This is a genomic window from Novosphingobium sp. SG751A (assembly GCF_013149295.1).
In the GTDB taxonomy this organism is placed as follows: domain Bacteria; phylum Pseudomonadota; class Alphaproteobacteria; order Sphingomonadales; family Sphingomonadaceae; genus Novosphingobium.
Genome location: NZ_JABGCB010000004.1, coordinates 125,404 through 151,704 on the forward strand (window position 1 = coordinate 125,404; position 26,301 = coordinate 151,704).

Here is a 26,301-nt window from a genome sequence, read left to right on the forward strand (position 1 = left end):
GCCCCCATGGCCTTTGCCCGAACCGATCTTGCGGATCTTGCCGCCTTTATCGCCATTGCTCGCCACCGCAATTTTCGCCAGGCGGGGCTGGAACTGGGCGTCAGCGCCTCGGCGCTCAGCCATGCCCTGAAGGGACTGGAGGAGCGGCTGGGCGTCAAGCTGGTCAACCGGACCAATCGCTCGGTGACGCTGAGCGCGGCGGGCGAGGATCTGCTGGCCGGGCTGGGCGCTCCTTTTGCGGCGGTGCTGGCCGCCGAGGATGTGCTCAACCGCCATCGCCATACGCCGCGCGGGCGGATTCGGCTCAATGTGCCCGATGTGGTGGCCAATATGGTGCTGGCCCCGGTGCTGCCCGAATTTAACCGAAGGTGGCCCGATGTTGAGCTCGATATCTGTGTCGATAATCGACTGCTGGATGTGTTCGACGAAGGGTTCGATGCGGGCATAAGATTTGGCGGAACGGTGCCCGATGACATGATCGCCCAGCGGATCAGCGCCGATGTGCAATGGGCGATTGCCGCATCGCCCGCCTACTTTGCGCAATTCGGGGTGCCGCTCCATCCCCGCGATCTGGCCGTGCACCGCTGTCTTCAGGTGCGTCTGGGCGATGACCGCACCTATCGCTGGGAATTCGAGCGGGGCGAGGAGATCCTCAATCTGAGCGTGCCGGGGCCGGTGACGCATAATTCCACCTCCTTTGCTGTGGGCATGGCGCTGGGCGGGGGCGGGCTGATTTATGTGCCGGCAAACAGTGTGGCCGATCATCTGGCCAGCGGCGCCTTGCAACAGGTGTTGGCTGATTGGGTATCGCCCGGGCCTGCGCTGCACATCTATTATCCGGGGCGGCGCAATCTGCCGGTGGGGCTGCGCCTGCTGGTCGAACTGATCCGCGAGATGCGGCCTTTGGGGTTTTGATTTTCAGCCTTTGATGAAATTTGCTCAACGCCGCATGGAATGCGCGGGGGCTGATGCGGCGGGGCGACGGGCGCTAAAAAGGGGCCTGTCTCCCAACGCAAAGGTTGTCCCATGTACGCTACCGTGCTTTACGGCGCGGGCGATGTCCGTTTCGAGGATGTGCCCGATCCGATCATCCAGCAGCCCACCGATGCCATTATCCGCGTGACGGCGGCCTGCGTCTGCGGGTCGGACCTGTGGCCGTGGCGGGGCATTCAGGATTACGGCCAACCCACACCCATGGGCCACGAATATTGCGGCGTGGTTGAGGAAGTTGGCCGCGCCGTCACCTCGATCCGCCCCGGTCAGTTCGTCATCGGCTCCTTCTTTGCCAGCGACAACACCTGTCCGCATTGCCGTAACGGCTATCAGTCATCGTGCCAGAACCGCGAATTCGTGGGCGGGGCGCAGGCGCCGCTGCTGCGCGTGCCGATGGCCGACGGCACGCTGGTGGCCACGCCCGAGACGCCCGGCGCCGATCTGATCCCCAGCCTGCTGGCCGTGTCGGATGTGATGGGCACCGGCTGGTTCGCCGCCGATGCGGCGCAGGTCGGGCCCGGCGCCACGGCGGTGGTGGTGGGCGATGGGGCGGTGGGGCTGCTCGCGGTGCTGTCGGCGCGGCTGATGGGCGCCGAACGCATCATCGCCATGAGCCGACACCCCGCCCGCCAGGCCATCGCCCGCCAGTTCGGCGCAACCGACATTGTGGATGCGCGCGGCGAGGAAGGCGTGGCCATTATCCGCGACATGACAAAGGGCGTCGGCGCGGACAGTGTGCTGGAATGCGTGGGCACCCAGCAAAGCATGGATCAGGCGATCAAGGCGGTGCGTCCGGGCGGCTATACGTCCTTTGTCGGTGTGCCTCATGGCGTGCAATTGCGCGGCGAGGATCTGTTCTTTGCCCATACCCATCTGCATGGCGGCCCCGCGCCGGTGCGCCGCTATCTGCCCGATCTGATCGACAAGGTGTGGGCCAAGGCGATCAACCCCGGCCTTGTGTTCGACCTCGACCTGCCGCTCTCGCAAGTAGCCGATGCCTATCGTGCGATGGATGAACGCCGCGCGATCAAGGCCATTTTGCGCCCGTAAAGGAAAACCATGTCCAATCCTGCCCCCGCCGCCCTGATCGATATCCGGTCGGACCTGCGCGACCCGCAGCCCGGATGGAGCGCGGTTTTTGCCCTTACGCTGTGCGTTTCCACGCTGATCGCCTCGGAATTCATGCCGGTCAGCCTGCTCACCCCCATCGCCCGCGACCTTGCGCTTTCGGAGGGCACGGCGGGGCAGGCGATCGCCATTTCCGGCCTGTTTGCCGTCATTACCAGCCTGTGCGTCGCGCGGCTCAGCGCGGGGGTGGACCGGCGGCATCTGTTGATGGGGCTGACTGCTCTGATGGCGGCGTCGGGCGTGGTGGTGGCGGCGGCGCCCAATTTCATGGTCCTGATGGTCGGGCGGGCGATGATCGGTGTGGTGATCGGCGGTTTCTGGTCGATGTCGGCGGCCACGGTCATGCGCCTTGTGCCCGCGCGCGATGTGCCGCGCGCGCTGGCGCTGCTCAATGGCGGCAATGCGCTGGCCACCACCTTCGCTGCGCCCTTGGGCAGTTTTCTGGGTCAATATATCGGGTGGCGCGGGGCCTTCTTTGTGGTCGTGCCCTTGGCCGCGCTGACCTTTGCGTGGAAATACTTCGCCTTGCCCAGCTTGCCCGCGCCGATGGCGGCGGATCAGGCGGGGGTTTTCGGCATCTTGCGCAAGCCCAAAGTGGCCATCGGCATGGCGGCCACGGCCCTGCTCTTCATGGGGCAATTCGCGGCCTTCACCTATTTCCGCCCGTTTCTCGAGCATGTCACCGGCGTAGGGATCTCGACCCTCTCGCTGATCCTGCTGGGCCTGGGTGGCGCGGGGCTGGTGGGCAATGCGGTGATCGGGCGGTTTGTCGCGCGGTCCTTGCTGGGCACCTTGCTGGTGATGCCGGTTCTGTTGGCTCTGGTGGCGCTGGGTCTGATCCGCTGGGGCCATCAACCTCTGGCCACGGGCGTTTTGCTGGCGCTGTGGGGCTGTATCGGCACGGCGGCGCCTGTGGCGTGGTGGGCGTGGATGGCCCGCGCCTTGCCCGATGATGCCGAGGCGGGCGGCGGCCTGATGGTGGCGGTGATCCAGATGGCGATCACCCTGGGCGCGGCGGTGGGCGGCGTGCTGTTCGATCATCTGGGCTATCGGGCAAGTTTCGCACTGGCCGCGCTTTTGCTGCTCCTTTCGGGCTTGCTCGGGCTGTTTTGCGTGCCTGAGGGGAGCAAAAGATGAGTCGATATGGGTCAAAAATACCCTGTCCAGACGCAATTCGTCGCAAGTTGTAACCGCTCTGTCCTCCCTGACTGCTGCTTGAATGCAACCTTCATCTGCGAGAAATGATCGAACTGACACGCCGCTCTGGTGCGAAATCTGAAAAGGAGTTGTGTGATGCGTGTCATGTCCAAAAAGTCGGGAATTCTTGTTCTGCTGGCCACCAGCGCTGTTGCCATGTCGACCGGTCTTGCGGCCCAGCAGCCCGATGCTGCCAAGGCTGATATCACCGTCAACGGCACCCCGATCCCGGATGCCTCGCAAATGACGCCGGGGCCTGAGATCAAGGGCTTCATCTCGGCGCGCGGCGGAAACCGGGTGCAGGTGACCGGCCCCGACGGCACCAAGTCGGTGATCGCCTATAACGAATCCACCGTGATCAAGGCCAGCAAGGGCCTGTTCGGCAGCAACAAGATGGACGGCGGGGCGCTGCTCAACGGTCTGCCCGTGACGGTGCGCACGATGCAGTTTCCCGGCGGCCTGCTGGCCAGCCAGATCACGCTGCGTCAAGGCGACCTGAAGATGGCGAATATGGTCCGCCATGGCACCGATCAGCGCTTTGCCTCCAACGAGGCGGCGACCGAGGCGTTGCGCGGGCGTATGGCCGATATTGATAATTACAACGTCAAGAGCACGACCAATGTCCATTTCGACACCGGCAAGGCGGTGCTCTCGGCGCAGGACAAGGCCGAGCTTTGCAACGCGGCCAGCCAGGCAGAAGGTGTCAGCAATGCGCTCCTGCTGGTGGTGGGCTATACCGACGCGACCGGCAGCGACGATTTCAACCAGACGCTGAGCGAAAAGCGCGCCAGCAGCGTGATCAACTATCTCCAGCAGGCGTGCCACTGGAAGCCCTATCGCATGCTGACCCCGACCGGCATGGCCAAGGCCGATCCTCTGGCCAGCAATGACACGCCCGAAGGCAAGGCGCAGAACCGCCGCGTTTCGGTCAATGTGCTGGTCAGCAAGGCGGTCGACGGGGTTTAAGGGGGGCGATTGAACCGGCCATTTCCGCAAAAGGGGATGGCCGGTTCGACCCATTTGCCCATCAGGTCAGGCTTCACGCAGGGCGTGGGCGGGTTAATCCGGCCTGATGAAACGGATTGTTCTGGTTCTTGGCGATCAGTTGACACGCACGCTCTCCTCGTTGCGGGCGGCGGATCGCGCGCGCGATGTGGTGCTGATGGCCGAGGTCATGGGTGAAGCCACCTATGTGCGGCACCATAAGAAGAAGATTGCGCTGGTTCTGGCCGCGATGCGCCATTTCGCCGCCGAATTGCGCGCGGATGGTTGGCATGTGGATTACATCACGCTGGATGATCCGGCCAACACCGGCAGCCTGCGCGGCGAAGTGATGCGGGCCTGCGCGCGCCATGCCACGGCCGATGTCATCGTCACAGAGCCGGGCGAATGGCGGCTGATGCAGGATATAGAGAAATGGCCCGCCGCCACTCTGCTGCCCGACGAGCGCTTTCTGGCCGATCGCCATGGTTTTGCCGTTTGGGCGCAAGGGCGGTTGCGGCCCGGCGGCGGCGGGCGGATGGAGCATTTCTATCGGTTGATGCGCCGCAAAACCGGCCTGTTGATGGAGGGCGAAGCGCCCGCCGGGGGACAGTGGAATTTCGATGCCGACAATCGCGCCCCGCCGCCCGGCGCACTGGGCCTGCCACAGCCGATGCAATTTGCCTCTGATGCGATAACGGGCGAGGTGCTGGACATGGTGCAGCGCCGCTTTCCCGATCATTTCGGTGATCTCTCGCCCTTCTGGTTCGCTACAGACCGGGCGCAGGCCGAGGCCGCCTTTGCCCATTTCCTGCGCCATGGCCTGCGCGATTTTGGGCGCTATCAGGATGCCATGTTGATCGACCACCGGTTTTTGTGCCATTCGGCGGTGTCGGCTTATCTCAATCTTGGCCTGCTCGATCCCTTGGCCATGTGTCAGGCCGCAGAGGCCGAATGGCGCGCGGGGCGAGTGCCGCTCAACAGCGCCGAAGGGTTCATTCGCCAGATCATCGGGTGGCGCGAATTTGTTCGGGGCATTTATTGGTGGCGCGGGCCAGACTACGCGCGCTCCAATGCGCTTGATGCCCATCGACCGCTGCCCGGTTTTTACTGGAGCGCCGATACGCCCATGGCCTGCCTTCGCGCCTGCGTCATGCAAACGCGCGAGGAAGCCTATGCCCATCATATCCAGCGTCTTATGATTACCGGCAATTTCGCCTTGCTGGCGGGCATCGATCCCCATGAGCTCCACGAATGGTATCTGGCCGTCTATGCCGATGCGTTTGAATGGGTCGAATTGCCCAACACCATCGGCATGAGCCAGTTTGCCGACGGCGGTCTGCTGGCCAGCAAACCTTATGCGGCCAGTGGCGCCTATATCGGGCGGATGAGCGATTATTGCGGGACCTGCACTTATGATGTGAAGGTAAAGGAAGGGGCCAATGCCTGTCCGTTCAATCTGCTCTACTGGCATTTCATCGCGCGCCACGCCGAGCGGTTGCGCCGCAATCCGCGCATGGCGCAAATGGTGCGGACATGGGAAAAATTCTCGCCTGAAAAGCAGGAGCAGCTAAAGCAGGACGCCGAGGCGTTTCTGGCCGGACTTGCCTGAACGGCAACTGGCGTCTGGTGTCACCATGGCACTCTGGCGCCATCCCACGCGAAAAATCCGCCGCTGTCCGCTGTGGTCAACCCGTTGATCACAGCCATGAGATGCGCAGCGGCGGTTTGCGCCGTAAACAATTTACCCGACGCCACCGCGCCTTGAAACGGGGCGGAAAGCGCGCTGTCCACCGTGCCGGGATGCAGTGCGACAAGGATCGCATGGGGGTGGGTGCGGCGCATCTCTATCGCAAAATTGGCGATCAGCATGTTAAGGGCCGCTTTGCTGGCGCGATAGGCGTGCCAACCGCCCAATCGGTTGTCGCCGATCGAACCCACGCGAGCTGAGAGCACCGCGAACACGGACCGCCGGTCACGCGGCAGGCGGGGCAGGATATGTTTGGCGATCAGGGCCGGACCGATAGTGTTGACCGCCAGCACACGGGCCATCGCGGCGGCATCGATGGCCCGAAGCGACTTTTCCGGGGCAATGGCGCGCGTGGCATCATGCAGCAGGCCGCTGCTCAGGATCACCAGTTCGGGAGCGTGTTCGATCCCGCCCACGGCGGCGGCAATGCTGGCCTCGTCGGTGATGTCGAAGGTGAAAGGCGAGACGCAAGGGGCAAAATCGCGACATGTCCGGCGCGATCCGGCGTGGATGCGCTGATAGAGACCCGACGTCGCCAGACGTTCCACCAGCGCGTGGCCAATCGCCCCGCCCGCGCCGAAAACCGCCGCCACGCTCATCGCAGCCAGCCTTGCAGCATCGGGCGGAGCTTTAGAAACCCGCGATAGGCCGCCTCCAGCAACCAGAGTAACGGGGGAAACCGCGCCGCCTGACCAAGCAGACGCAAGCGCGGAATGGCGCGCCACATGGCGGCAAAACCGGCAGCACCATCATAGATCACATCGCCTTGCCGGGCATGAAAACGTTCGAGCATCAGCCGTCGGTCGAGCGGGCAGGGCTGGGCCGGGTCGGTCAGATCGATGAAGGTAATCAGGCCATCACGATCCCATCGGCGCATCAGCGCGATCTCGGGCAGGCACAGCGGACATGCGCCGTCATACCAAACGGTAAGGACAGCGCATCGCGTCAGGGAGGGAGCGTGAGCAGCGACCATGGGTGCTTTTTTGCGCGTGCTGCGCGTTGAAGGCGACCTGACTTTTCGGGAAGGGATACTCCGGGCACAGGCGCGCCACTCCACAGCAACATTGACAAGACAATATAGGAAGTATACTTCTTATATTCAAAGCCGATGACTATTCCCCGGCCACGACTCACAGGAGCGCGCGAGTATGCAATTCCATCTAAATGGTTTTCACAAAGGCGATCCGGCCCTCATGCCCGCCGCCGCGCCCTGCGAATCGCGCGATGAGGTTGATGTCCTGATCGTGGGCTGCGGCCCGGCCGGGCTGACGCTCGCAGCTCAGCTCTCCCGTTTCCCCACCATCCGCACCCGCATCGTCGAGCAGAAATCCGGCCCCCTGCAATTGGGACAGGCCGATGGCATCGCCTGTCGCACGATGGAAATGTTCAACGCCTTCGGCTTTGCCGACCGGGTGATGAAAGAGGCCTATTGGGTCAACGAAACCACCTTCTGGAAGCCTGACGAAACAGACGCCGCCCGCATCGCACGTCATGGCCGCATCCGCGACACCGAGGAGGGCCTTTCCGAATTTCCCCATGTCATCCTCAATCAGGCGCGGGTGCATGATTTCTATCTGGAACTCATGCGCCAATCCCCGACCCGGCTGGAGCCTGACTATGGTCTGCGTGTGGTTGACCTGACCGTGCCGGAGGACCCCGAAGGGCGGGTGATCGTGCGCCTGCAACCGGTCGATGCCACGGGGGATGAAGGGATGCAGACTGTTTCTGCCCGCTATGTCGTGGGCTGCGATGGCGCGCGCAGTCAGGTGCGCAAGGGGCTGGGCCGGGCCCTGGAGGGGGAATCGGCCAATCAGGCCTGGGGCGTGATGGATGTGCTGGCCTATTCCGATTTCCCCGACATCCGCCTGAAAAGCGCGATCCATTCCAGTCACGATGGCAATATTCTCATCATCCCGCGTGAGGGCGGCTATCTGGTCCGCTTCTATATCGAACTGGACAAATTGGATGCCGATGAGCGGGTGAGCGCGAAGAACATCACCGTGGACCGCCTGATCGCGGCGGCCCAGCGCATCCTCCATCCCTATACGCTGGATGTGAAAGAGGTGGCGTGGTGGTCAGTCTATGAAATCGGGCAGCGTTTGTGCGACAAGTTCGACGATGTGGCCGCAGGCGATGAGGCCAACCGCCATCCGCGCGTGTTCATCGCGGGCGATGCCTGTCATACGCATAGCCCCAAGGCTGGGCAGGGCATGAATGTGTCGATGCAGGACACGTTCAATCTGGGCTGGAAACTGGCCGCTGTCCTGCAAGCGCAAGCAGGCCCCGACCTGCTGCACACCTATTCCGCCGAGCGGCAGGCGATTGCGCGCGAGTTGATCGACTTTGACCGCGCCTTTGCCAAAATGTTCAGCGCCAAACCGCGCAGCGCCCAGGGAGAAGAAGGCGTCGATCCGGCGGAATTTCAACGCTATTTTGTCAAACAAGGCCGCTTTACCGCCGGCACGGCAACGCATTATCCGTCCTCATTGCTCATCGGGCCGGACATGCATCAGCATCTGGCCACAGGCTTCCCCGTGGGGATGCGTTTTCATTCGGCCCCCGTGATCCGACTGGCCGACGCGCGGCCTATGCATCTGGGCCATGCGGCTGAGGCGGACGGGCGCTGGCGGATCTATCTCTTTGCCGACCGGGATGGGATGACGCCGGACGCGGCCCTCTCGCGGCTGTGTCATGCCCTGGAGATGGAGCCGACCTCGCCCCTGCTGCGCCATACACCCAAGGGGGAGGATATTGATGCCCTCTTTGATGTGCGGGCGGTGTTTCAGGCGCGCCACGATATGCTCTCGATGGATGCGCTGCCGGGCCTGCTGTGGCCGCGCAAGGGGCGCTATGGCCTGCGCGATTATGAAAAGGCCTTTTGCGCAGACCCGACGACGGACATTTACAACCTGCGCGGCATCGACCGCGATCAGGGCTGCATGGTGCTCGTCCGCCCGGATCAGTTCGTGGCCCATGTCCTGCCGCTCGACGGACATGACGCCTTGGCGCAATTCATGGCAGGGATATTGGAGGCTGGATGAGGCGGGCAAAAGGCTTGAGATCGCCCGTTCTTTCGCGCTAGTTAAAGCGCTATGAGCGACCTTGAACATCTCCCCGGCCATCTCATCCGCCGCCTGCAGCAGATCTCGGTCTCTTTGTTCACCGCCCGCATGGGCGAGGCGGGGCTGGATCTGACATCTGTGCAATTTGCCGCGCTGATGACGCTGCGCGATCATCCGGGGCTGGATCAGAAAACCCTTGCGGGTCTGATCGCCTATGACCGGGTGACCATTGCCGGAGTGATCGACCGGCTGGAGCAAAAAGGGCTGGTCGAGCGCCAGACCAGCCCGACCGACCGTCGCGCCCGCGTGCTGACGCTGACCGACGAGGGGCGGTCTATGCTGGTCCGCGCCGCGCCATGGGTTGATCTGGTGCAGGAGGACATCCTGTCCGCCCTCTCAAACGAGGAACGCGCGGGTTTCACCGCCCTGTTGGGCAAGATGACCACCGAGGGCAATGAGCTTAGCCGGGCCCCGCTGAGGCCCTCGCCGGTCACAGATTGACCGTCTCGGCGGCCAGTTGCGCCATGGTCGGACGATGGCTGACAAGGACCAGCCCGGTTCCGGTCTGATCCAGCCATTGCCTCAGGCGCTGGCGCAATAAAGCCTCTGTCGCGCGGTCCAGCCCTTCGCTCGGCTCGTCCAGCAACAGCCACGGCCGCCCTGCCAGCAAGGCTCGTGCCAGTGCGATCCGCCGCCTCTGTCCGCCCGACAGGCGCGCTCCATCGCCGCCCAGCCATTGATCTAACGGGGCAATATCCTGCGCGCAGGCCACCCACAGCGCCCGCTCCATGGCCGCCTGCTCGATGCCGGGGCGGGCCAAGGCCAGGTTGTCGGCCAGACTGCCCGCGATCAGGGGGGCGTCCTGCGCCATGACGGCAAAAGTCCCGCGCAAATTCGCGAGTCCCAAAATGCGCGGATCAACACCGTCCACCCGCAAGGCCTGCGGCGCGTCGCCGCGCAATCCGACCAGCGTTTCAAGCAACCGCGTCTTGCCGATGCCCGACGGGCCGGAGAGGAGGACCCGCGCGCGCGGACCGAAATCCTGCCCGGCGATATGCAATATGGGATGCGGGGAAACGGGCACCGGCACCGGCTTTTGCGCGGCTTCGATAGCCCGCAAACGGGCCTCGGCCTGACGCAGTTGCGGGGCGCGCGCATCATGGGCGGCAAGTCCTGCCCATATTTCCAGCGCGGCCATGGCGGCCAATAGGCCCAATGCGAGCATGGCCGCAGATGCCTGTGCATTTACAGCGATCAGGGCCAGAATAAGGCCGGCAAGCATGGTTTGCGAAGCGGTGATGCTCCCTTCGATGCGGGCCAGCATACGTTCGGCCTGTGCCTGTGCCCTGACGCTGCCTTCCAGCACGGCGGCCAGTTGCGGAGCCAGATCGTAAACCGTTATATCGGCGGCGGGGCCGGCCATATCGGCATAATCGGCTTGCGCGGCGGCATGGGCCTGTGCCACCTGCGCCTGCAATCCGGGTAATCTGGCGGCCAAAGACCGGGCCGTCAAACGCATGGCCGCCATGCCCAGCGCCATGGTCAAACCCGCGCGCCAGCCCAACATCGCCACCATCACCAGCCCTGCCGCGCCCGCCATCCAGCCGCCTACGCGCGCCACGCGCCGGATTGCGGCATCCTCCAGTAAATCGACATCGCGCCCAAAGCGGGCGGCCATCGCGCCGCTCCGCCCCGGATCGCGACCGTTCAGCGCGTCCTGCGCCATGTGTGCAAACAGATGGGCGCGCAGGTCGGCCAGAGCAAAAAGCGCGGCGCGATGGCCCAGCATGCGCTCGCCATAGCGGCCTGCGGTGCGGGCGATGGCGGCGGCCCGAATGGCGGCGCTGGGCAACAGATAGTTGAACCCGGCGACCGCCAGTGGCCCGGTCATGCCCGCCACGCATGCGCCGACCAGAAACCAGCCTGCCGCGCTCAGCAGGCCGATTGCTGCCATAGCCGCGCCGCCCGCGCAGACCATGCCCCAGCGCAACGCGCGCCTCTGTCCGGCCAAAGGTGCGTCAAGCAGGCTGCTCATTGCTCGATCTCCGGGTCGATGGAACATTGGGTGGCGGCCTGAGCGATGAGATCGGCATCATGGGTGGCGGTAATGACCATTTGGGTATGCGCCACCTCGATCAGCAGGATGCGGATAGTGGCGGCCGTGGCGGCGTCAAGATCGGCGGTGGGTTCGTCGAGCAGCAAAATCGGGCGTCTCGACAGGATCGCACGAGCAAGGCCGATGCGCCGCCGCTCTCCGCCCGAAAGGCCCGAAGCGCGATGATCGATGACCATGCCCAGCCCGCCGCGCGCGACCATCATTTCGCCAAGGCCCATTCTTTCAAGGACTGCCAGCATCGCCCCGTCATCGGCCATCCCCATCGACAGATTGTCGCGCAATGTGCCGGGCAGCAGGGCCACCGATTGCCCGGCCCAACCGATGCAGGGATTGGCCGAGCCGGGCAGAAAATCGGTCCCGTCGGCGGTAATCCGGCCTTCTCCGACCGGCACCTGCCCGATCAGGGCCAGCAGCAGCGACGATTTGCCGCTGCCCGTGGGACCGGTCATCGCATGCAGCCCCGGCCCGTGCCAGTCCCAGTTGAGCGGGCCGATCTGTGCGCCTTCGCGATGGGTCAGGATGACGCCTTGGCCCGTCCATCGCCGGGGCGGGGCGGTTACGGGCACCGGGGCGGGCAGGGCGTCCATCGCTTCATCCATCGCGCTAAGAGCTGCCTCGCCGCTCTGCTTTTCATGATAGGCGGAGGCCAGACGGCGCAGGCCAAGATAAAATTCGGGCGCCAGCGCCAGCACAAAGAAGGCCCTGCGCAAATCGAGCGTTTCAGGCGCCGGAAAGGGGAGCAATCCCAATAGCGAAAAGCCGCAATAGACCGCCACCAGCGCCACGCAGAGCGCGGCAAAAAATTCAAGGATCGCCCCGGAGGCAAAGGCAATCGCCAGCACTGAAAGGGTCCGCTTTGCCGCATCCCTGGCGCTGGCGCCCAGGTGGCGAGACACCCGCTCCTCCGCGCCAAAGGCAAGGATGGTGGGCAGGGCGCGCAAACGGTCGATGAACAGGCCCGACAGGCGTTCGAGCGCCTGATGCTGGACCTGCGCCCGGCGGGCGGCGGCCGATCCGGCCAGCACCATGCCCAGAATGAAGGGTGCCAGCGTGGCCAGCATGATCGTGGCGGCAACATGGCTGGCGGACCATGCGGCTAGCATCACCAGCAGCGGGGAGACCCCCGAGGCGATGCGCAGCGGCAGATAGCGCGCCACATAGCCGCGCGTGGCGGCGGGCGCCTCAATGGCCAGATGCATATCCTCGCCCACCAACCGATCCCGCATCAGCCGGGTGGGCAGCAGGGCGGGCAACAGAGCGGCCTGCCAGCGGGTTTGGGCGCGGATGGCGGCGGCGATGCCGGTATGATGCGCTTGCGATTGGGCCAGCGCCCGGATCAACCCGCCCGCCAGCAGCACGAAGGGGGCAAAGCCGGCGATCCCCCTCGAAACGGCGCCCGAAATCACCCATGCCAGCCCCATAGCCCCGACAATCGCGCCAACGGTATCCATTATCCACCAAAGGCTTGGGACGAGGGCCGGTCGTGGCGAGGGAAGGGAAGATGGCTTGACCATATTACAAATCGCTCATATTAGGATGCCCTGCAATTAGCAAGCGAGTCTGTCTGATACGCCCGCCTGCCATTTGCCTGCCTTGCGCCTGATGCGCTGGTCAATGGCTGCGCATGTTGCGCGGCCCTAACAGGGACATGTCCGATGGATATGGCGGTTATCGAACTATCGCGGCTGCAATTTGCTTTGACAGCCATGTACCACTTTCTCTTCGTACCTCTGACGCTTGGCCTCTCCTTCATGCTGGTCATCATGGAGAGCGTCTATGTCATCACCAAGCGGCCCATCTGGCGGGTGATCACCCGTTTTTGGGGGCGGCTTTTCGGCATCAACTTCGTGCTGGGCGTGGCCACGGGCCTGACTATGGAGTTCGAGTTCGGCACCAACTGGGCCTATTACGCGCATTATGTGGGCGATATCTTCGGCGCCCCGCTGGCCATCGAAGGGTTGATGGCTTTTTTCCTCGAAGCCACGATGGTGGGCGTAATGTTCTTCGGCTGGGACCGGCTCAGCCGGGTTCAGCATCTTTTTGTGACTTTGCTGGTGGCGCTGGGCACCAATCTTTCGGCTTTGTGGATCCTGATCGCCAATGGCTGGATGCAAAATCCGGTGGGCGCGGCCTTTAATCCCGAAACCATGCGGATGGAGGTGACCAGCTTTAAGGAGGTGTTGTTCAACCCGGTGGCGCAGGCCAAATTCGTCCACACGGCCAGCGCGGGCTATGTCTGCGCCGCCACATTCGTGATGGGCGTTTCGGCGATCTATCTGCTGCGCGGCAAATGGACCAATGTGGCGCGCCGCTCGATGATGGTGGCCTCGGCCTTTGGTCTGGCCTCGGCGCTGTCGGTGGTCGTGCTGGGCGATGAAAGCGGCTATGCGCTGACCGACAACCAGAAGATGAAGCTCGCTTCCATCGAGGCCATGTGGGAAACCGAGCCCGCGCCCGCCGCGATCACGCTGGTTGGCCTGCCCGATGTGGCGGGGCGGACCACGCATTATGCGGTAAAGCTGCCCTATGTGATGGGCATCATCGGCACGCGAAGCCTGTCGGGCAAAATCGACGGGATTGAGGAGCTGGTGCTGCGCGCCGATGAGCGCATTCACAGCGGGATCATCGCCTATGATGCGGTGGAAAAGCTGAAGGTGGATCGCGGCAATATCGCCGCCCGCGCCGCCTTTGAGGCGCATAAGCGCGACATCGGCTTTGCCCTGCTGCTCAAGCGCTATATGCCCGATCCGCGCAAGGCCGATGACAGACAGATCCTGAAAGCAGCATGGGATACGGTGCCCAATGTGCCGGTGATGTTTTTTCTGTTTCGCGGGATGGCGGCGCTGGGCTTTGGCTTTATCGTCTTCTTTGCCATGGCCTTTTACTGCGCTTCGGCCTGCCGGTTTTCCAAGCGCTGGTTCCTCAAGATTGCAGTGGTCATGATCCCGCTGCCGTGGCTCGCGATTGAGGGGGGCTGGGTGTTGGCCGAAATCGGGCGGCAACCATGGGCGGTCGACGGCGTGCTGCCGACCTTCCTTGGCGCGTCCTCGCTGAGCGTGCCGCAGATCTGGGCCACGATCATCGGCTTTACCGTGCTTTACGGCACGTTGGCCGTGATCGAGATCCGTTTGATGATCGCGGCCATCCGCAAAGGCCCGCTCGATCACCACGAACCCATGGCGCAGACACAGGGCTTTGCCCCGCTGCCCGCCGAATAAGGGGTAAGATCCATGCATATTCCGCTTGATTATGAAACGCTGCGGGTGATCTGGTGGGCGCTGCTGGGCGTGCTGCTGATCGGCTTTGCGCTGACCGATGGCTATGATCTGGGGGTGGGCGCGCTGCTGCCCTTTGTGGGGCGGAACGATGAGGAGCGCCGTCTGGTCATCAACGCCATCGCGCCTCATTGGGAGGGCCATCAGGTGTGGTTCATCCTTGGCGGCGGGGCGATCTTTGCCGCATGGCCCTTTGTCTATGCGGTCAGCTTCTCCGGCTTTTATCTTGCCATGTTTCTCGTGCTGGCGGCGTTGATCCTGCGGCCTGTGTCGTTCAAATATCGTTCCAAACACGCCGATGCGGGCTGGCGCAACCGTTGGGATTGGGCGCTGTTCGTAGGCGGTTTCGTGCCTGCGCTGGTGTTTGGCGTGGCGGTGGGCAATGTTTTGATCGGGGCACCCTTCCGTTTCGACAGCGATCTGCGCATGACCTATGAAGGCTCGCTGCTTGGCTTGTTTACGCCCTTTACCCTGCTGACCGGTCTGCTCTCGGTGGCGATGTTGGCGCTGCATGGCGCGGCATGGCTGGCGGTCAAGATCGAGGAGGGGCCGGTGCTGGTCCGCGCGCGCGCCATGGCTCGGATCGCGGCGGTGGCAACGATCGCGCTGTTCCTGATCGGCGGGCTGATGGTGGCGCGCGGGGGCATGGGCATGGCGATCCGGGGCGTGGTTGACACCCAAGGCCCGTCCAACCCGCTGCTCTCGACCAGTGTGGGCGCGGCCGGCGCATGGCTGAACAATTACACGGCGCATCCTTGGATGGCGCTGGCGCCGGTGTTGGGGCTTGTGGGGCCGATGCTGGCGCTGGTGGGCATCACGGCGCGGCGAGGGTGGCTCAATCTGGCGGGCACGGCGCTGGCCACTACGGGGATTATCGCCACGGTGGGCTGTTCGATGTTCCCCTTCATCCTGCCGTCCTCAATTGATCCGCGCTCCAGCCTGACGGTGTGGAATGCCTCGTCCAGCCATATGACGCTGTTCATCATGCTGATCGTCACGGTCATCTTCCTGCCGGTGGTGCTGACCTATACGGCATGGGTCATGAAGATGCTGGGCGGTCGGGTCACCTTGCGCGATGTGCGCTCCAACCCTGATTTCTACTGAAAGGAACATGCCATGTGGTATTTTACATGGGTGCTGGGTCTGGGCCTTGCGGTGGGCTTTGGCATCATCAACGGGCTGTGGCACGAATTCAATTCGCCCATTGACGATGATCCTGCTGTCTGACCCTGCGTTCTGATCCCCTCTGTCAGCCCCCGCGAGGCGACCCCGGCCCTTCCCGCCGGGGCCGCCTTTGCCTTGCTATTTCACCAGCCTTGCCGATTGCACCACCATGGCAAACAGCGTGTTGAGCGCGGTTGAAACGCTGCCGTCGGTGGAAACGGTCTGGAACAGATAGGTACCATCGGTATTCTGGCTGGCGCAGGCCTGCAACTGCTGCTGAATATAGGGCACGTTGTTGGCCGCCGTGCTGTTGAAGGTGGGATGCAGCGTGTAGTTGATCGTGGCGGGCAGATATTGCGTGTAAAGAATGGCGATGCGCGTGCCGGTCGCCTTGATGGCATTGCATTGCGAGATGTTGTTGGCATTGAGTTGGGTAATGCCATCGCCCGTATTGTCATCCTCCAGCCCGTCGGTCACCAATATCAGTACGTTCTGGGGCGAGGCCTGCGTGCCGCTGCCCGATGTGCTGGGCATGGTCGATTGCATCCAGGTGAACATCGAGGTGAAATTGGTATCAGCATTGCCGGTATAGGTGCTCAGGCTGGTCCAATAGGAATTGGCCGCCAGCAAGGGGGCCTGCGCGCCCATGTTTGGAAAAGTCAGGCCTTGCAGCGTGGCCACATCGGTCATCGTGCCAAAGGGTGAGGTGGAGAGCGGCGCCGGATTGCCCACGTTAAACGTGAAGAACTGCATCTTGTAGATCGGTGGGACGCTGGCGGTGGCATATTGCTGTTCGACGCGATAGGCATATTGGATGACGCCTGCGGCGGCATCGCCCTCGGCATCGGTGCGCAGCGTGATGGCTGACTGGCCGGGATTGACCGTGGCGTAATTGCGCGCCAGCCACCATGTGTCGGGGAAATTGACGCTGACCGTAGTGGTTTTTGAGGCACCTGTGGGCAGATAGGTCAGATTTACCGGATTGGCCGCCGGATTATAGCCCGAACAATAGGTGGCCGACCCGCCCAGCCCGCCGCCCGTGCCCAGCTTGGTGCCATTGTTGTCATAGACCGTGCCGTCGCAGGCCACGCGGTAAAAGGTGATGCTGCTCGACGCGTTGTTGTTGAGGTAAATCGGTCGCGAACTGGAATCCACCACATAGGTGCCCGCGTTCCATTGATGCATATTGTTCGAATGGCATGCAAAGTCGCAGCCATCGACGCGCCCATAGTAATATTGCTCGCCATTCCAGCGCGCGCCCGCCGTCAGATTGGTGATCCCGGTGGTGGTGGTGGGCAGCAGCATCGAGGGCGATGTGTCGAGCGCGATGTAGAAATTGATGCTGGGCGGCTGGGATGCGCTGGCGCTGGCGCTGCCGCTGATGGGCAGGGTGGCGACGCGCAGGATGCTGCTGAAAATATTGCTGGAACTGGCCGTATAGGTGATCTTGGCAAGGCGCAGCGTGCCAAGGCTGCCCGATTGGGTGCTGGTGATCGTCACGGTGCGGCTGACATTGCTCAGCCCGCTCAGGCCGTTGACCTGCTGGTCGAACATGTTTTGGGCGGCCAATTGGGCTGCCGCATCAGTCTGGTTCAGCATTTGCGGGACCACCGCAGCCAGAACCGCCGCGTCGGCCGCCGCGTTCAGCTTGGTCTGCAATCTTTGCGCCCGGCTGTAATCCACGCCAAATCCGGTGGCAAAGATCAGCGGAATGATGGCCAGCGCCGTCATCGCCATCACATTGCCCTGCCCATCCCCGCGCAGGGAACAGAAAATGGAAGAGAAGCGAAAGCTCATGGCGCGCGACCTATGGCAGGCGTGGGATCATATAGTCCTGATCGCTCAGCTTTATCGAGGTGAGCGCGCCAAGACCGATGGGCGGGGTATAGGAAAAGCTGATCTGGCCCAGAAAGATGTAGCCGCCTGCGGTGCCGACCACGACCTTGTTGGCGCCGCTGGTGGTGTTCTGGCAGACGTTTGAGCCATCGGGCGAGGTGGGCACCATCGGCGTGGTGATCAGATTGGCCGGAATGGACACTACGCTGCCCACGGTCAGCGAGGAGGCGACCGTGGCGCCATTGGTCTGGGCCTGGCTCCACACAACATAGGCGTGAGTGGCGTCGCACACGCGCAGATTGGAGATCTGCAGCGTGGTCTGGGCCGCCGGCATCGGGGTCATCACCAATTGGGCCGAGTTCATATAGGTGGTCAGCGTGGCCGAGGTGACGGTGGTGGAGGGCGACACATTGCGCCCGACCAGATCGGAGAGCGCCCGCGTGGCCACGGTGACCTTGCGCGAACAGGCAATCATGTCGGCCACCACATAGCCGCCGATGAAGATGATCAGCAGCACCGGCAGCACAAAGGCGAATTCGACCAACGCCGCTCCATCGCGGCTGCGCGCCAGATGACATACAGGGTGACGAGTTAGCACGAAGTGACCCCTGTGGCGCAGAGATAGCCTTCGACCGTGACCACCGAGGTGGCCACGAGCATCCGGTTGCCATTGGCCTGATTGACGAAATTCAGCCCCAGCGGGGCCGACACCGTGGGCCACAGATAGATGAGCTGAACGATCACCAGCGATTTTTGGGTGCCGCTGATCCCGCCGTTGGTGTTGGTCGTGCCCGCGCAATTGGATTGGCCATATCCCGTGCCGGTGCTGGTCAGCGTGCCGTTGGTATAGGTAAAGGTCGGCGCGGCGATGGTGGGTGTCGTACAGGTGGCGGGCACGACCTGAACATTCACATAGAGCCGATTGCAGGTGAGAAAAGGCGGCAGCGATGCGGGATAGGTCACCGCCGCTCCGCTCGAATCCTTGCCCGAAATGCCGCTGCATACGGCGGTTTTGAAATCGGCGGCCTTCATGCCGGTATAGGCGCTGGTCCCGCTGCCCAGTTGCAGGGTCTGGGCAGCGCCGGTCAGGATCAGGCGCGAGGAGGCTTCAACCGCCGTTTCCAGCCCTTCCTGCGCCAGATAGATCAGCGCAATATGCAAAATCGCCAGAAGCAGGGCAATAAAGGCCGGGGCGATGATGGCGAATTCCACCGTCGGCCCGCCCGAGGCGTCTTGGCGCAAGCGTTTGGAAAAGCGGGAAAGGGCAAAGCCCCACGCCCCGCCAAGAGCATGACCAAATCCCAATGCGACCGTCCTGATACTTTACGCGACCCTAAGTGTTTATATAGGATTTTGATTAAGAATATCTTGCCCACATCAACACTGGCCGTTGGGTCTATGTGGCATGCAGGACGCCGCGATAGGACGGATCCTCCAGCACACGCCCCGCGCCCAAAGCTACGCAATCAAGCGGATTGTCCGCCACACGCACCGGCAATCCGGTTTCCGCTGCCAGCAGCCTGTCGAGATTGGCCAGCAGCGCCCCGCCGCCGGTCATGATGATGCCGCCGTCGATAATGTCGGCGGCGATTTCGGGCGGGGTGTTTTCCAGCGCGCTGCGCACGGCTGCCACGATCTGGCCTACCGGTTCGGCCAGCGCCTCGACAATCTCGGTCTGTGAAATGGTGATTTCCAGCGGCACGCCCCGCACCAGATCGCGCCCCTTGACCACGGCGGAGGGCACGGCCCCATCCTCCGAGAGCCGCGCCGCGCCCAGCAGAAGTTTGACCCGTTCGGCGGTCGCCTCGCCGATGAGCAGGTTGTGGGTGCGCCGGACATAGGAGACGATCGCATCGTCCATCCTGTCTCCGCCTACGCGGACCGACATGGACATGCTGATCCCGCCGGTGGCGATCACACCCACCTCGGTCGTGCCGCCGCCGATATCGACCACCATCGATCCGATCGGATGCGTCACGGGCAGGTCGGCCCCGATTGCGGCGGCCATGGTCTCCTCGATCAGCCAGACCTTGCGCGCGCCCGCGTTGGAGGCCGCATCGCGGATCGCGCGCCGCTCGACCGAAGTGGAGCCGGAAGGCACGCAGACGATGATTTCCGGGCTGCCGCGCATCCGTCCCCTTTGGCCCTGCGCCTTGCGGATGAAATGTTTGAGCATCTGTTCGGCAACATCGATGTCGGAAATGACGCCGTTGCGCAGGGGGCGAACCGTCCTGATATTTTCAGGCGTGCGGCCCATCATCAGCTTGGCGTCATTGCCGACGGCCAGCACGCTGGTCACGCCATGGATGGTTTGCAGGGCCACCACCGAAGGCTCGGCTATCACCACCCCGCGGTTGCGCACGTAGACCACCGTATTGGCCGTGCCGAGATCGATCGCCAAATCGGATGAGGCATAAGAAATCCGGTCAAATATGGACATGTCACCGCTCAATTTTCATAAAAAGACCGGCAGGACCCTTATCCAGATTAGCCGAATATGAACCGCAGGCGCGAAGTGCGACGCAATCCCGCAGGCGTAAGACCAACGGCCTTGGCGGCGCTGGAATATGGCCCATCACGCCGCATACGGCGCCCGGTCCGACCTTGCCCGGCCCGAGTGGTGGGACGCGAATGCCAGAGCGGCCAGCGCAATCCCCATCAGACCCACGCCATGCCAGCCCATTGCCCGCCACGCCACCATGGCCAGTGCCGAACCCATCGCCCCGCCAAGGAACATGCCGCCCATGAACAGGGTATTGAGCCGCGCGCGCGCCTCGGGGCGCAGGGCATAGACCATGTGCTGATGCGAAATCAGCGCCGCCTGCACTGCCAGATCCAGCACGATGCAGCCCAGTGCCAGCCCAACCAACCCGCCTGAAACTCCAGCCACGGCCCAGCCGACCATGGCCAGCACCGTCCCGGCCGTGATCGCCACGCGCGGCCCGCGCCGATCGGCCAGATGGCCCGCCAGCGGGGCGGCCAGCACGCCTGCCGCGCCGATGACGCCGAAGGAACCGGCCACCGCCGGGCCCTGACCCAGTTGCTGGATATAGAGCGCCAAAATGCTCCAGAAAGCGCTGAAGGCGGCAAAGAGCATCGCCTGCGTCATCGTCGCCCGGCGCAGCACCGGCAGATCACGCCACAAATGCCAGAGCGAGCCAAGCAGCAGGGGATAGGATGGCCCCTGTTGGGGCCGCGAGACGGGCAGCATCGCGCGCAGCAATCCACCCGCCATCAGCGCCAGCGGCACGCCCAGCCAGAACATCGCGCGCCACCCGGCCTGCTGCCCCACAAGACCCGCCAGCGTGCGGCTGAGCAGGATGCCCACCAGCAGGCCTGCCATCACCTTGCCGATTACCGCGCCGCGCCTTTCGGGCGGGGCCATATGGGCGGCCAACGGCACGATCTGTTGCGCCACCGTGGCCAGTGCACCCACCACCAGCGAACCCAGCAGCAGGGCCGCCGCGCCCGGCGCCATGGCGGTTGCCGCCAGAGCCATCGCCAGAGCCACAAACTGGGCGGTGATCAGCCCGCGCCGCTCCACCCGGTCGCCCAACGGCACCAGCAGGAACAGGCCGAGCGCATAGCCAAGCTGCGTCACCGTGGGCACCAGTGCGGTCATCGCGCCGGGAAGGTCGCGCTGGATCAGGCCCAGCATCGGCTGATTATAATAGATATTGGCGACGGCCAGCCCGGTGGTGGCCGCCATGGCATAGGTCAGGCCTGCGCCCAGAGGCTTTGCCGGGGCGCTCATGACACCGCCTCATCGGCCAGCGCGGGATAATCGGTGTAGCCATGTGCGTCGCCGCCGAAGAAGGTGGCCGGATTGCCCTCGTTGAGCGGGGCATCAAGGCGCAGACGCGCGGGCAGATCGGGATTGGCGATGAAGGGGCGGCCAAAGGCGATCAGATCGCCGCGCCCCTGCGCCAGCGCTTCCTCGGCGCTTTGGCGCGTATAGCCGCCGGCCAGAATGATCGGGCCGGAAAAGCGGCGGCGAATGTCCTGCATCAGGGCCTCTGCCTGCGGGTCGATGTCGGTGGCGATGTCGCGGCCCTGCACTCTTGGCTCGACCAGATGGAGATAGGCCAGATCGCGTTTGTCCAGTTCGCTGATCAGATGGGCGAACACGGCCTCCGGCTCGGCCTCGTTCATGCCGAAACCCTTGCCCAACGGGGCCAGCCGCAAGCCGACCCGCGCGCTGCCGATGGCCGCGATGACGGCATCGACCACTTCAAGCATCAGCCGTCCCCGGTTTTCCGGCGATCCGCCATAGCGGTCGGTCCGCCAGTTGCTGGCGCTGTTGAGGAACTGGTCGAGCAGATAGCCGTTGGCGCCGTGGATTTCGACCCCATCGGCCCCGGCGGCGATGGCATTGCGGGCCGCCTGCGCAAAATCGGCGACGATCATCTGGATACCCGCGATGGTCAGTTCCTGCGGTTCGGGAGCATCGGCAAAGGTGCCCTTGCCATCCGGGCCGGGGATGAAGGCCTTGGCGGGGACGGGCATGGCGGTGGGGGCAACGGGTCGTGCTCCGCCGGGCTGGAATACGCTATGCGATACGCGGCCCACATGCCAGAGCTGGAGGAAAATCCGGCCGCCTTCTTCATGCACTGCCTGCGCGATCCTGGCCCAGCCTGCGATCTGCTCGGGCGAATGGATGCCCGGCGTCCAGGCATAGCCCTGACCTTGCTGGGAAATCTGCGTGCCTTCGGAAATGATGAGCCCGGCCGAGGCGCGCTGGCGATAATAATCGACGGCCAGATCGGAGGGCACATTGCCGGGGGCGGCGCGCGAGCGGGTGAGGGGCGCCATCACGATCCTGCTGGGCAGATCGAGGGCGCCGATGCGGATGGGGGCGAAGAGCGTGTCGGATGTGTGGGGCATTGGGTGGAACTCCATGGGGGCAGGGCCTATAGGAAGGTCCGGCGGGATGTCCATGGAGTGGGCCTTTTTTCGTTTGCTGATAATCCGGTGATTTTCGCGATCATCTTTGCATTTGATGCAAAGATCAAAGGGCGCGATCCCAATAGGGCGGGCTGCCAAAACGTTCGGCCAGAAAATCGACAAAGGCCCGCACCTTGGGCGAGCCGCGACGATCAGGCAGGTAGAGCGCATGGATACCTGATTCGCCGGATGGCGCCGCGCCGGCCCGGCCAATATCGGCGTGCCATTCGCTCACCAGGGGGCGCAGGCTGCCTTGCGCGATCTCTTCGCCCGCCAGCCATGTGGGCAGCATCACCACGCCGAAACCGGCCAGCGCGGCCTCCTTCAACGCCTCGGCCTGATTGGCGCGCAGCGGGCCTTTGACGCGGATCTGCTCGACGTGCTCACCTTTGGTCAGGCGCCAGCGCCGCTCGCCATCGGTGAAGGCGAAGGTGAGGCAGGCATGATCGGCAAGGTCGGCGGGGGTTTCGGGCGTGCCCCTTTGCGCCAGATAGGCCGGGCTGGCGCAGACGATCCGCCGATGCGGCGCCAGGCGCCGCGCGATCAGGCTGGAGGAATCCAGAGCCCCCAGACGGATCGCCACATCGACGCGCCGTTCGACCAGATTGATGACCTCATCGCTCATCAGCAGGTCCAGTTCCACACCGGGATGTTCGGCCATGAAGCGGGGGAGAAAGGGGACGATATGCATCCGGGCAAAGGAGGTCGGCAGGCTGACCCTCAGCAGGCCGCGTGGAGGCCCATCACGTTCACGGATGCTGCGATGGGCTTCTTCCAGCCCGGCCAGAATGGCCACGGCCTGCGGATAATAGGCTTCTCCGGCGGGCGTCAGCGACAATCGCCGTGTCGAGCGGTTGAGCAGGATAACGCCCAGTTCTGCCTCCAGCGCATCGACATGGCGGGTATAGGAGGATGCAGCCTGTCCGGCGCGCCGCGCCGCCGGGGCAAAGCCGCCTTCCTCCACCACAGCCACAAAGGCCCTGATCGCTGCAAACATATCCATGCGCCCTGATAACGAGGATGGAGCATGAGGGCCACCCCGATCCGGCTTCACCAGGCAGTGGCGCCCCCGTCGATGCGGATATCGGCCCCGGTGACATAGCTTGCCTCGGCGCTCGCCAGCCAAGTCGCACACCATGCGATATCCTCGGGCAGGCCGATCCGTTTGATCATCATGGCTTTGAGCGCTTCGAATTCGAATTGCGGGTCAAAGGCCATATGCCGCTGGGTTTGCTGTGAGAGGATCAGGCCCGGCGAGATTGAATTGGCGCGAATGCCGTGAGGCGCACCCTCCATCGCCAGTTGGCGGGTCATGGCCAGCAACCCGCCTTTGCCCGCACAATGGGCCAGCGCGGGCGAGCCGTTGAGCGCGCCATGCGCATTGGCCGAGGCGAAATTGATGACCGAGGCGCTGCCGCTTCGCTTCAGCCATGGCCAGCAGGCGCGTGTGGCCAGAAAGACGATGTCGAGTTCGCCCTGAAGGGTGCGCTGCCATTCGGCATAGGTCATCTCCTCGACCCAGCGGAAGATCGAAATGGCGGCAGCCGGGATCAGCGCGTCGATACGTCCGTGGTTTTGGCCGATAGTTTCGACAGTGGCGAAAACCGCCTGCTCGTTCAGCACATCGCAGGGTTGGGCGACCACCGCCCCGCCGCATTCGGCCGCCAGTGCATCGAGCGCATCGGCGTCAACGTCCAGCGCGTGGACAATTGCCCCCTGCGCTGCAAACATCCGCGCACAGCCTCGGCCGATGCCCGCCCCAGCCCCGGTGATGACCGCGATCCGCCCGATCAACCGCTGTTGCCCGCGCGCCAAGTCGGCAAAGGGCGTTTCTATGGCGTTGGTCATGAGGTCTTCCTGATTTTGCGGCCCGAGAATTTTGGATTGTTGCGCGACAGATAGGCCCCCAGCGCGACCAGATCGGCATCACTGATCTCGGTCTTGCGATAGGGGGCCATCACAGTGGCGCCGTTGCGGACAAAGAAGGCGACCAGTTCGGGGGTCAGATCGCGGCGCTCTTCGAGCAAGGCGGGCAATTTACCGCCATATTTGGCCGCGAGGGCTGCGGTGCCGGGCTTTTGGTTTTCGCCCGGATTGCCGATGCCCGGCCCGTGACAAGGCGCGCAATTGCGGATGAAAATCGCCTGCCCCTGAGGCTCAGCATCAGCGGCCAGGGCGGGCGCGGACGAAAGCGCAGCGGCAAGGAGGAACCAACGCATCATGCTTCCTTTCGCATCGCGCGGGGCCAGAAACCGCCGCGTCCCGGCGCGATGATCCCTTTGGGATCGACCGCATCCTTCAATGTCTCGCAAAACCGGCGCAGCGCGTTGTCGTTGAAATCATAGGTACCCATCACCTGATCCTGAAACAGCGGCGGGGTGCGATATTCGCCGTAACCATGGCGCGCGCCCAGTTCGATCAGCTTGCGCATTGTTTCGCGCGAGCGTTGGTTGACCTTTGGATCGGAGCGCGAAACGGGCAGGCCCGTGGTCAGGGCGAAGATGCGCGGCATCCATGTGAACGGCGCGGTGAAGGGGCCATAAGACATGGGAAAATCAGTGCCCATTTCGCGCATCCCCTCGGTGAACAGGCGCTGGGCTTTCATCACTTCCTCGCCGCTGCGCGCGACCATGGGGGAAAAGAGGAGGTGGCCATCGGCGGGTTCGGGGTTGGTGGCGCTGCGCGCGCCAATGGCGAAGATGTTGAGATTTGGTACACCGATCAACACCTTGTGCAGGGCCTCCTCCTCTGCCTGCGGGCTGAGGGGAAAGCGCAAGGTTTCGATAGTCTCGAATTTTGCGCCGGGTATGGCTTTGGCAAATTGCGCTTGCGCATGGCGCCAACTGGCCTCGACCACTTCGGCAGGGCCGTAAAAGCTGAGGCCCAGTTGCCAGGCCGGCATCGTTTTTTCGGCAGCATAGCGGTCGATGGCATTGCCGTTCCACACATCAGACGCAGTGGCGATGTCGCGCAGCGCCTTGTCGGCAAATTGCGCGCCGAACATGGGCGATTCATATAAAGGCATACCAACCAGCCCGGCATCCTCCAGCTTATTGGCAACCTCGACCAGCGGCACGATATCCTGCCGCCGATAGGCCAGCACACGGCGGTGGAGGAAGCATTCCGGGCGCGGCATCAGGTGTATGCCCATGCGCGTGACGATGCCGAAACCGGCCTGAGCGAACAGGCCGTCGACATAGGGGCCAAAGCCATAGCGGAAATCGCCGGAAGTCTTGGCCGAGGACATCGCGCCCATGCCCGTGCGCATCACCTCGCCATTGGGCAGCACAACCTCCAGCCCGCAATGCGATCCGAAATGATCGCGATAGGAGGACCATGTGTGGCCCACCCCGTGATCGAGCGCATTGCCCATCACGCTGCCCCAGCCCGGATCGGGCACGTCAATCCACACGTCGAGGCCGCGTTCCTGAATGTGGCGATAGAGGTCGAAATAGGAGACGCCCGGCTCGACAATGGCGAAATGGCGCTTGTCATCGACCTCGATGATGCGGTTCATCCGCTTGAGATCGACGATCACGCTGCCCGAGAGATTGGGTGCCGAGCCGCCATAGCCAAGGTTGCGCCCGGTCGCGATGGGGAAGAGCGGGATGCCGAAATGATGGGCGATGCGTACGACCGCCTGCACCTGATCGGTGGAATTGGGGGCGACCGCAGCGGAGGCCTGCCGCTCTTCGGGCTCCCCCCAGACGGGGGAATAGGCGTCGCGATAAAGCGTGACATCCTCGTCAGCGGTGAAGAGAGCATCAGGGCCAACGGCGGCGCGCAACCGGGTGAGCGCCTCCTGCCAGAGTTGCGGCGAGAGGTGAGGGGGGAGAGGCATCGAAGCGCTCCTTG

General features: G+C 63.7%; 24 protein-coding genes. 10 read left to right on the plus strand and 14 right to left on the minus strand.

The genetic code is table 11. The features are described from left to right. The first annotated feature begins 6 nt into the window (after positions 1 to 6). The 5 genes from FHW96_RS06660 to FHW96_RS06680 all read left to right on the plus strand — a co-directional run bounded on the left by FHW96_RS06660 (position 7) and on the right by FHW96_RS06680 (position 5,911). On the plus strand, positions 7 to 915 hold the full coding sequence (locus FHW96_RS06660; protein ID WP_172339765.1) for a LysR substrate-binding domain-containing protein: 909 nt from the start codon (positions 7 to 9) through the stop codon (positions 913 to 915). A gap of 111 nt (positions 916 to 1,026) precedes the next feature. Beyond that, a complete protein-coding gene (locus tag FHW96_RS06665; RefSeq protein WP_172339766.1) occupies positions 1,027 to 2,043 on the plus strand; it encodes a zinc-dependent alcohol dehydrogenase family protein in 1,017 nt (338 codons plus the stop codon). A gap of 9 nt (positions 2,044 to 2,052) precedes the next feature. After that, complete coding sequence (locus FHW96_RS06670) at positions 2,053 to 3,258, plus strand: MFS transporter (protein WP_172339767.1); 1,206 nt, start codon at positions 2,053 to 2,055, stop codon at positions 3,256 to 3,258. 156 nt (positions 3,259 to 3,414) lie between these two features. Further along, the gene (locus FHW96_RS06675) at positions 3,415 to 4,284 is read left to right on the plus strand and encodes an OmpA family protein (RefSeq protein ID WP_172339768.1); all 870 of its coding nucleotides are present in this window, start codon (positions 3,415 to 3,417) and stop codon (positions 4,282 to 4,284) included. 106 nt (positions 4,285 to 4,390) lie between these two features. Next, on the plus strand, positions 4,391 to 5,911 hold the full coding sequence (locus tag FHW96_RS06680) for a cryptochrome/photolyase family protein (RefSeq protein ID WP_172339769.1): 1,521 nt from the start codon (positions 4,391 to 4,393) through the stop codon (positions 5,909 to 5,911). A gap of 20 nt (positions 5,912 to 5,931) precedes the next feature. On the opposite strand, the gene FHW96_RS06685 is transcribed toward FHW96_RS06680, so the two are convergent. Then, positions 5,932 to 6,648: an SDR family NAD(P)-dependent oxidoreductase gene (locus tag FHW96_RS06685; protein ID WP_172339770.1), complete on the minus strand. Its 717-nt coding sequence runs from the start codon at positions 6,646 to 6,648 to the stop codon at positions 5,932 to 5,934. Next, a complete protein-coding gene (locus FHW96_RS06690) occupies positions 6,645 to 6,926 on the minus strand; it encodes a DCC1-like thiol-disulfide oxidoreductase family protein (protein WP_253950791.1) in 282 nt (93 codons plus the stop codon). Before FHW96_RS06690 ends, FHW96_RS06685 begins: the two co-directional genes overlap by 4 nt. 271 nt (positions 6,927 to 7,197) lie before the next feature. Between FHW96_RS06690 and FHW96_RS06695 the strand changes: the two genes are divergently transcribed. After that, positions 7,198 to 9,090 (plus strand): FAD-binding monooxygenase, encoded by a 1,893-nt coding sequence (locus tag FHW96_RS06695; protein ID WP_172339772.1) that lies wholly within the window; start codon positions 7,198 to 7,200, stop codon positions 9,088 to 9,090. Positions 9,091 to 9,141: 51 nt separating this feature from the next. Beyond that, complete coding sequence (locus FHW96_RS06700) at positions 9,142 to 9,612, plus strand: MarR family winged helix-turn-helix transcriptional regulator (protein WP_172339773.1); 471 nt, start codon at positions 9,142 to 9,144, stop codon at positions 9,610 to 9,612. Here FHW96_RS06700 and FHW96_RS06705 read toward each other — a convergent pair. Then, positions 9,602 to 11,146 (minus strand): ATP-binding cassette domain-containing protein, encoded by a 1,545-nt coding sequence (locus FHW96_RS06705; RefSeq protein WP_172339774.1) that lies wholly within the window; start codon positions 11,144 to 11,146, stop codon positions 9,602 to 9,604. The two genes, FHW96_RS06700 and FHW96_RS06705, sit on opposite strands and share 11 nt — an antisense overlap. Then, on the minus strand, positions 11,143 to 12,678 hold the full coding sequence (locus tag FHW96_RS06710) for an ATP-binding cassette domain-containing protein (protein WP_172339775.1): 1,536 nt from the start codon (positions 12,676 to 12,678) through the stop codon (positions 11,143 to 11,145). The genes FHW96_RS06705 and FHW96_RS06710 overlap by 4 nt, the downstream gene beginning before the upstream one ends. A 204-nt stretch (positions 12,679 to 12,882) precedes the next feature. Between FHW96_RS06710 and FHW96_RS06715 the strand changes: the two genes are divergently transcribed. From FHW96_RS06715 to cydX, 3 genes are read left to right on the plus strand one after another with little or no spacing between them, the layout of a single operon-like run. Then, complete coding sequence (locus FHW96_RS06715; RefSeq protein ID WP_172339776.1) at positions 12,883 to 14,445, plus strand: cytochrome ubiquinol oxidase subunit I; 1,563 nt, start codon at positions 12,883 to 12,885, stop codon at positions 14,443 to 14,445. 12 nt (positions 14,446 to 14,457) lie between these two features. Continuing rightward, positions 14,458 to 15,606 (plus strand): cytochrome d ubiquinol oxidase subunit II, encoded by a 1,149-nt coding sequence (gene cydB / locus FHW96_RS06720; RefSeq protein WP_172339777.1) that lies wholly within the window; start codon positions 14,458 to 14,460, stop codon positions 15,604 to 15,606. A 12-nt stretch (positions 15,607 to 15,618) separates the two neighbouring features. Next, positions 15,619 to 15,729: a cytochrome bd-I oxidase subunit CydX gene (gene cydX / locus FHW96_RS06725; RefSeq protein WP_084391181.1), complete on the plus strand. Its 111-nt coding sequence runs from the start codon at positions 15,619 to 15,621 to the stop codon at positions 15,727 to 15,729. Positions 15,730 to 15,804: 75 nt separating this feature from the next. Here cydX and FHW96_RS06730 read toward each other — a convergent pair whose 3' ends face one another. The 10 genes from FHW96_RS06730 to FHW96_RS06775 form a co-directional block, all read right to left on the minus strand. Further along, the gene (locus FHW96_RS06730) at positions 15,805 to 17,463 is read right to left on the minus strand and encodes a pilus assembly protein TadG-related protein (protein ID WP_172339778.1); all 1,659 of its coding nucleotides are present in this window, start codon (positions 17,461 to 17,463) and stop codon (positions 15,805 to 15,807) included. Between the two features lie 10 nt (positions 17,464 to 17,473). Further along, positions 17,474 to 18,100 (minus strand): TadE/TadG family type IV pilus assembly protein, encoded by a 627-nt coding sequence (locus tag FHW96_RS06735; RefSeq protein ID WP_172339779.1) that lies wholly within the window; start codon positions 18,098 to 18,100, stop codon positions 17,474 to 17,476. Then, a complete protein-coding gene (locus tag FHW96_RS06740; protein WP_172339780.1) occupies positions 18,094 to 18,744 on the minus strand; it encodes a TadE/TadG family type IV pilus assembly protein in 651 nt (216 codons plus the stop codon). The genes FHW96_RS06735 and FHW96_RS06740 overlap by 7 nt, the downstream gene beginning before the upstream one ends. 154 nt (positions 18,745 to 18,898) lie before the next feature. After that, entirely contained in the window at positions 18,899 to 19,942 is a 1,044-nt protein-coding gene (locus FHW96_RS06745) for a rod shape-determining protein (protein ID WP_172339781.1), read from the minus strand. Positions 19,943 to 20,077: 135 nt separating this feature from the next. Continuing rightward, entirely contained in the window at positions 20,078 to 21,256 is a 1,179-nt protein-coding gene (locus FHW96_RS06750) for an MFS transporter (RefSeq protein ID WP_253950792.1), read from the minus strand. Then, positions 21,253 to 22,386, minus strand: coding sequence for an alkene reductase (locus tag FHW96_RS06755; RefSeq protein ID WP_172339782.1), 1,134 nt, complete (start codon positions 22,384 to 22,386; stop codon positions 21,253 to 21,255). The genes FHW96_RS06750 and FHW96_RS06755 overlap by 4 nt, the downstream gene beginning before the upstream one ends. A 124-nt stretch (positions 22,387 to 22,510) precedes the next feature. After that, positions 22,511 to 23,449: a LysR family transcriptional regulator gene (locus FHW96_RS06760; RefSeq protein ID WP_172339783.1), complete on the minus strand. Its 939-nt coding sequence runs from the start codon at positions 23,447 to 23,449 to the stop codon at positions 22,511 to 22,513. Positions 23,450 to 23,496: 47 nt separating this feature from the next. Continuing rightward, positions 23,497 to 24,294 carry an SDR family NAD(P)-dependent oxidoreductase gene (locus FHW96_RS06765; RefSeq protein ID WP_172339784.1) on the minus strand — a complete coding sequence of 266 codons (798 nt, stop codon included), beginning with the start codon at positions 24,292 to 24,294 and terminating at the stop codon, positions 23,497 to 23,499. Next, the gene (locus FHW96_RS06770) at positions 24,291 to 24,668 is read right to left on the minus strand and encodes a cytochrome c (protein WP_216650805.1); all 378 of its coding nucleotides are present in this window, start codon (positions 24,666 to 24,668) and stop codon (positions 24,291 to 24,293) included. The genes FHW96_RS06765 and FHW96_RS06770 overlap by 4 nt, the downstream gene beginning before the upstream one ends. Then, positions 24,665 to 26,287 carry an FAD-binding oxidoreductase gene (locus FHW96_RS06775; RefSeq protein WP_172339785.1) on the minus strand — a complete coding sequence of 541 codons (1,623 nt, stop codon included), beginning with the start codon at positions 26,285 to 26,287 and terminating at the stop codon, positions 24,665 to 24,667. The genes FHW96_RS06770 and FHW96_RS06775 overlap by 4 nt, the downstream gene beginning before the upstream one ends. Positions 26,288 to 26,301: the final 14 nt, after the last annotated feature.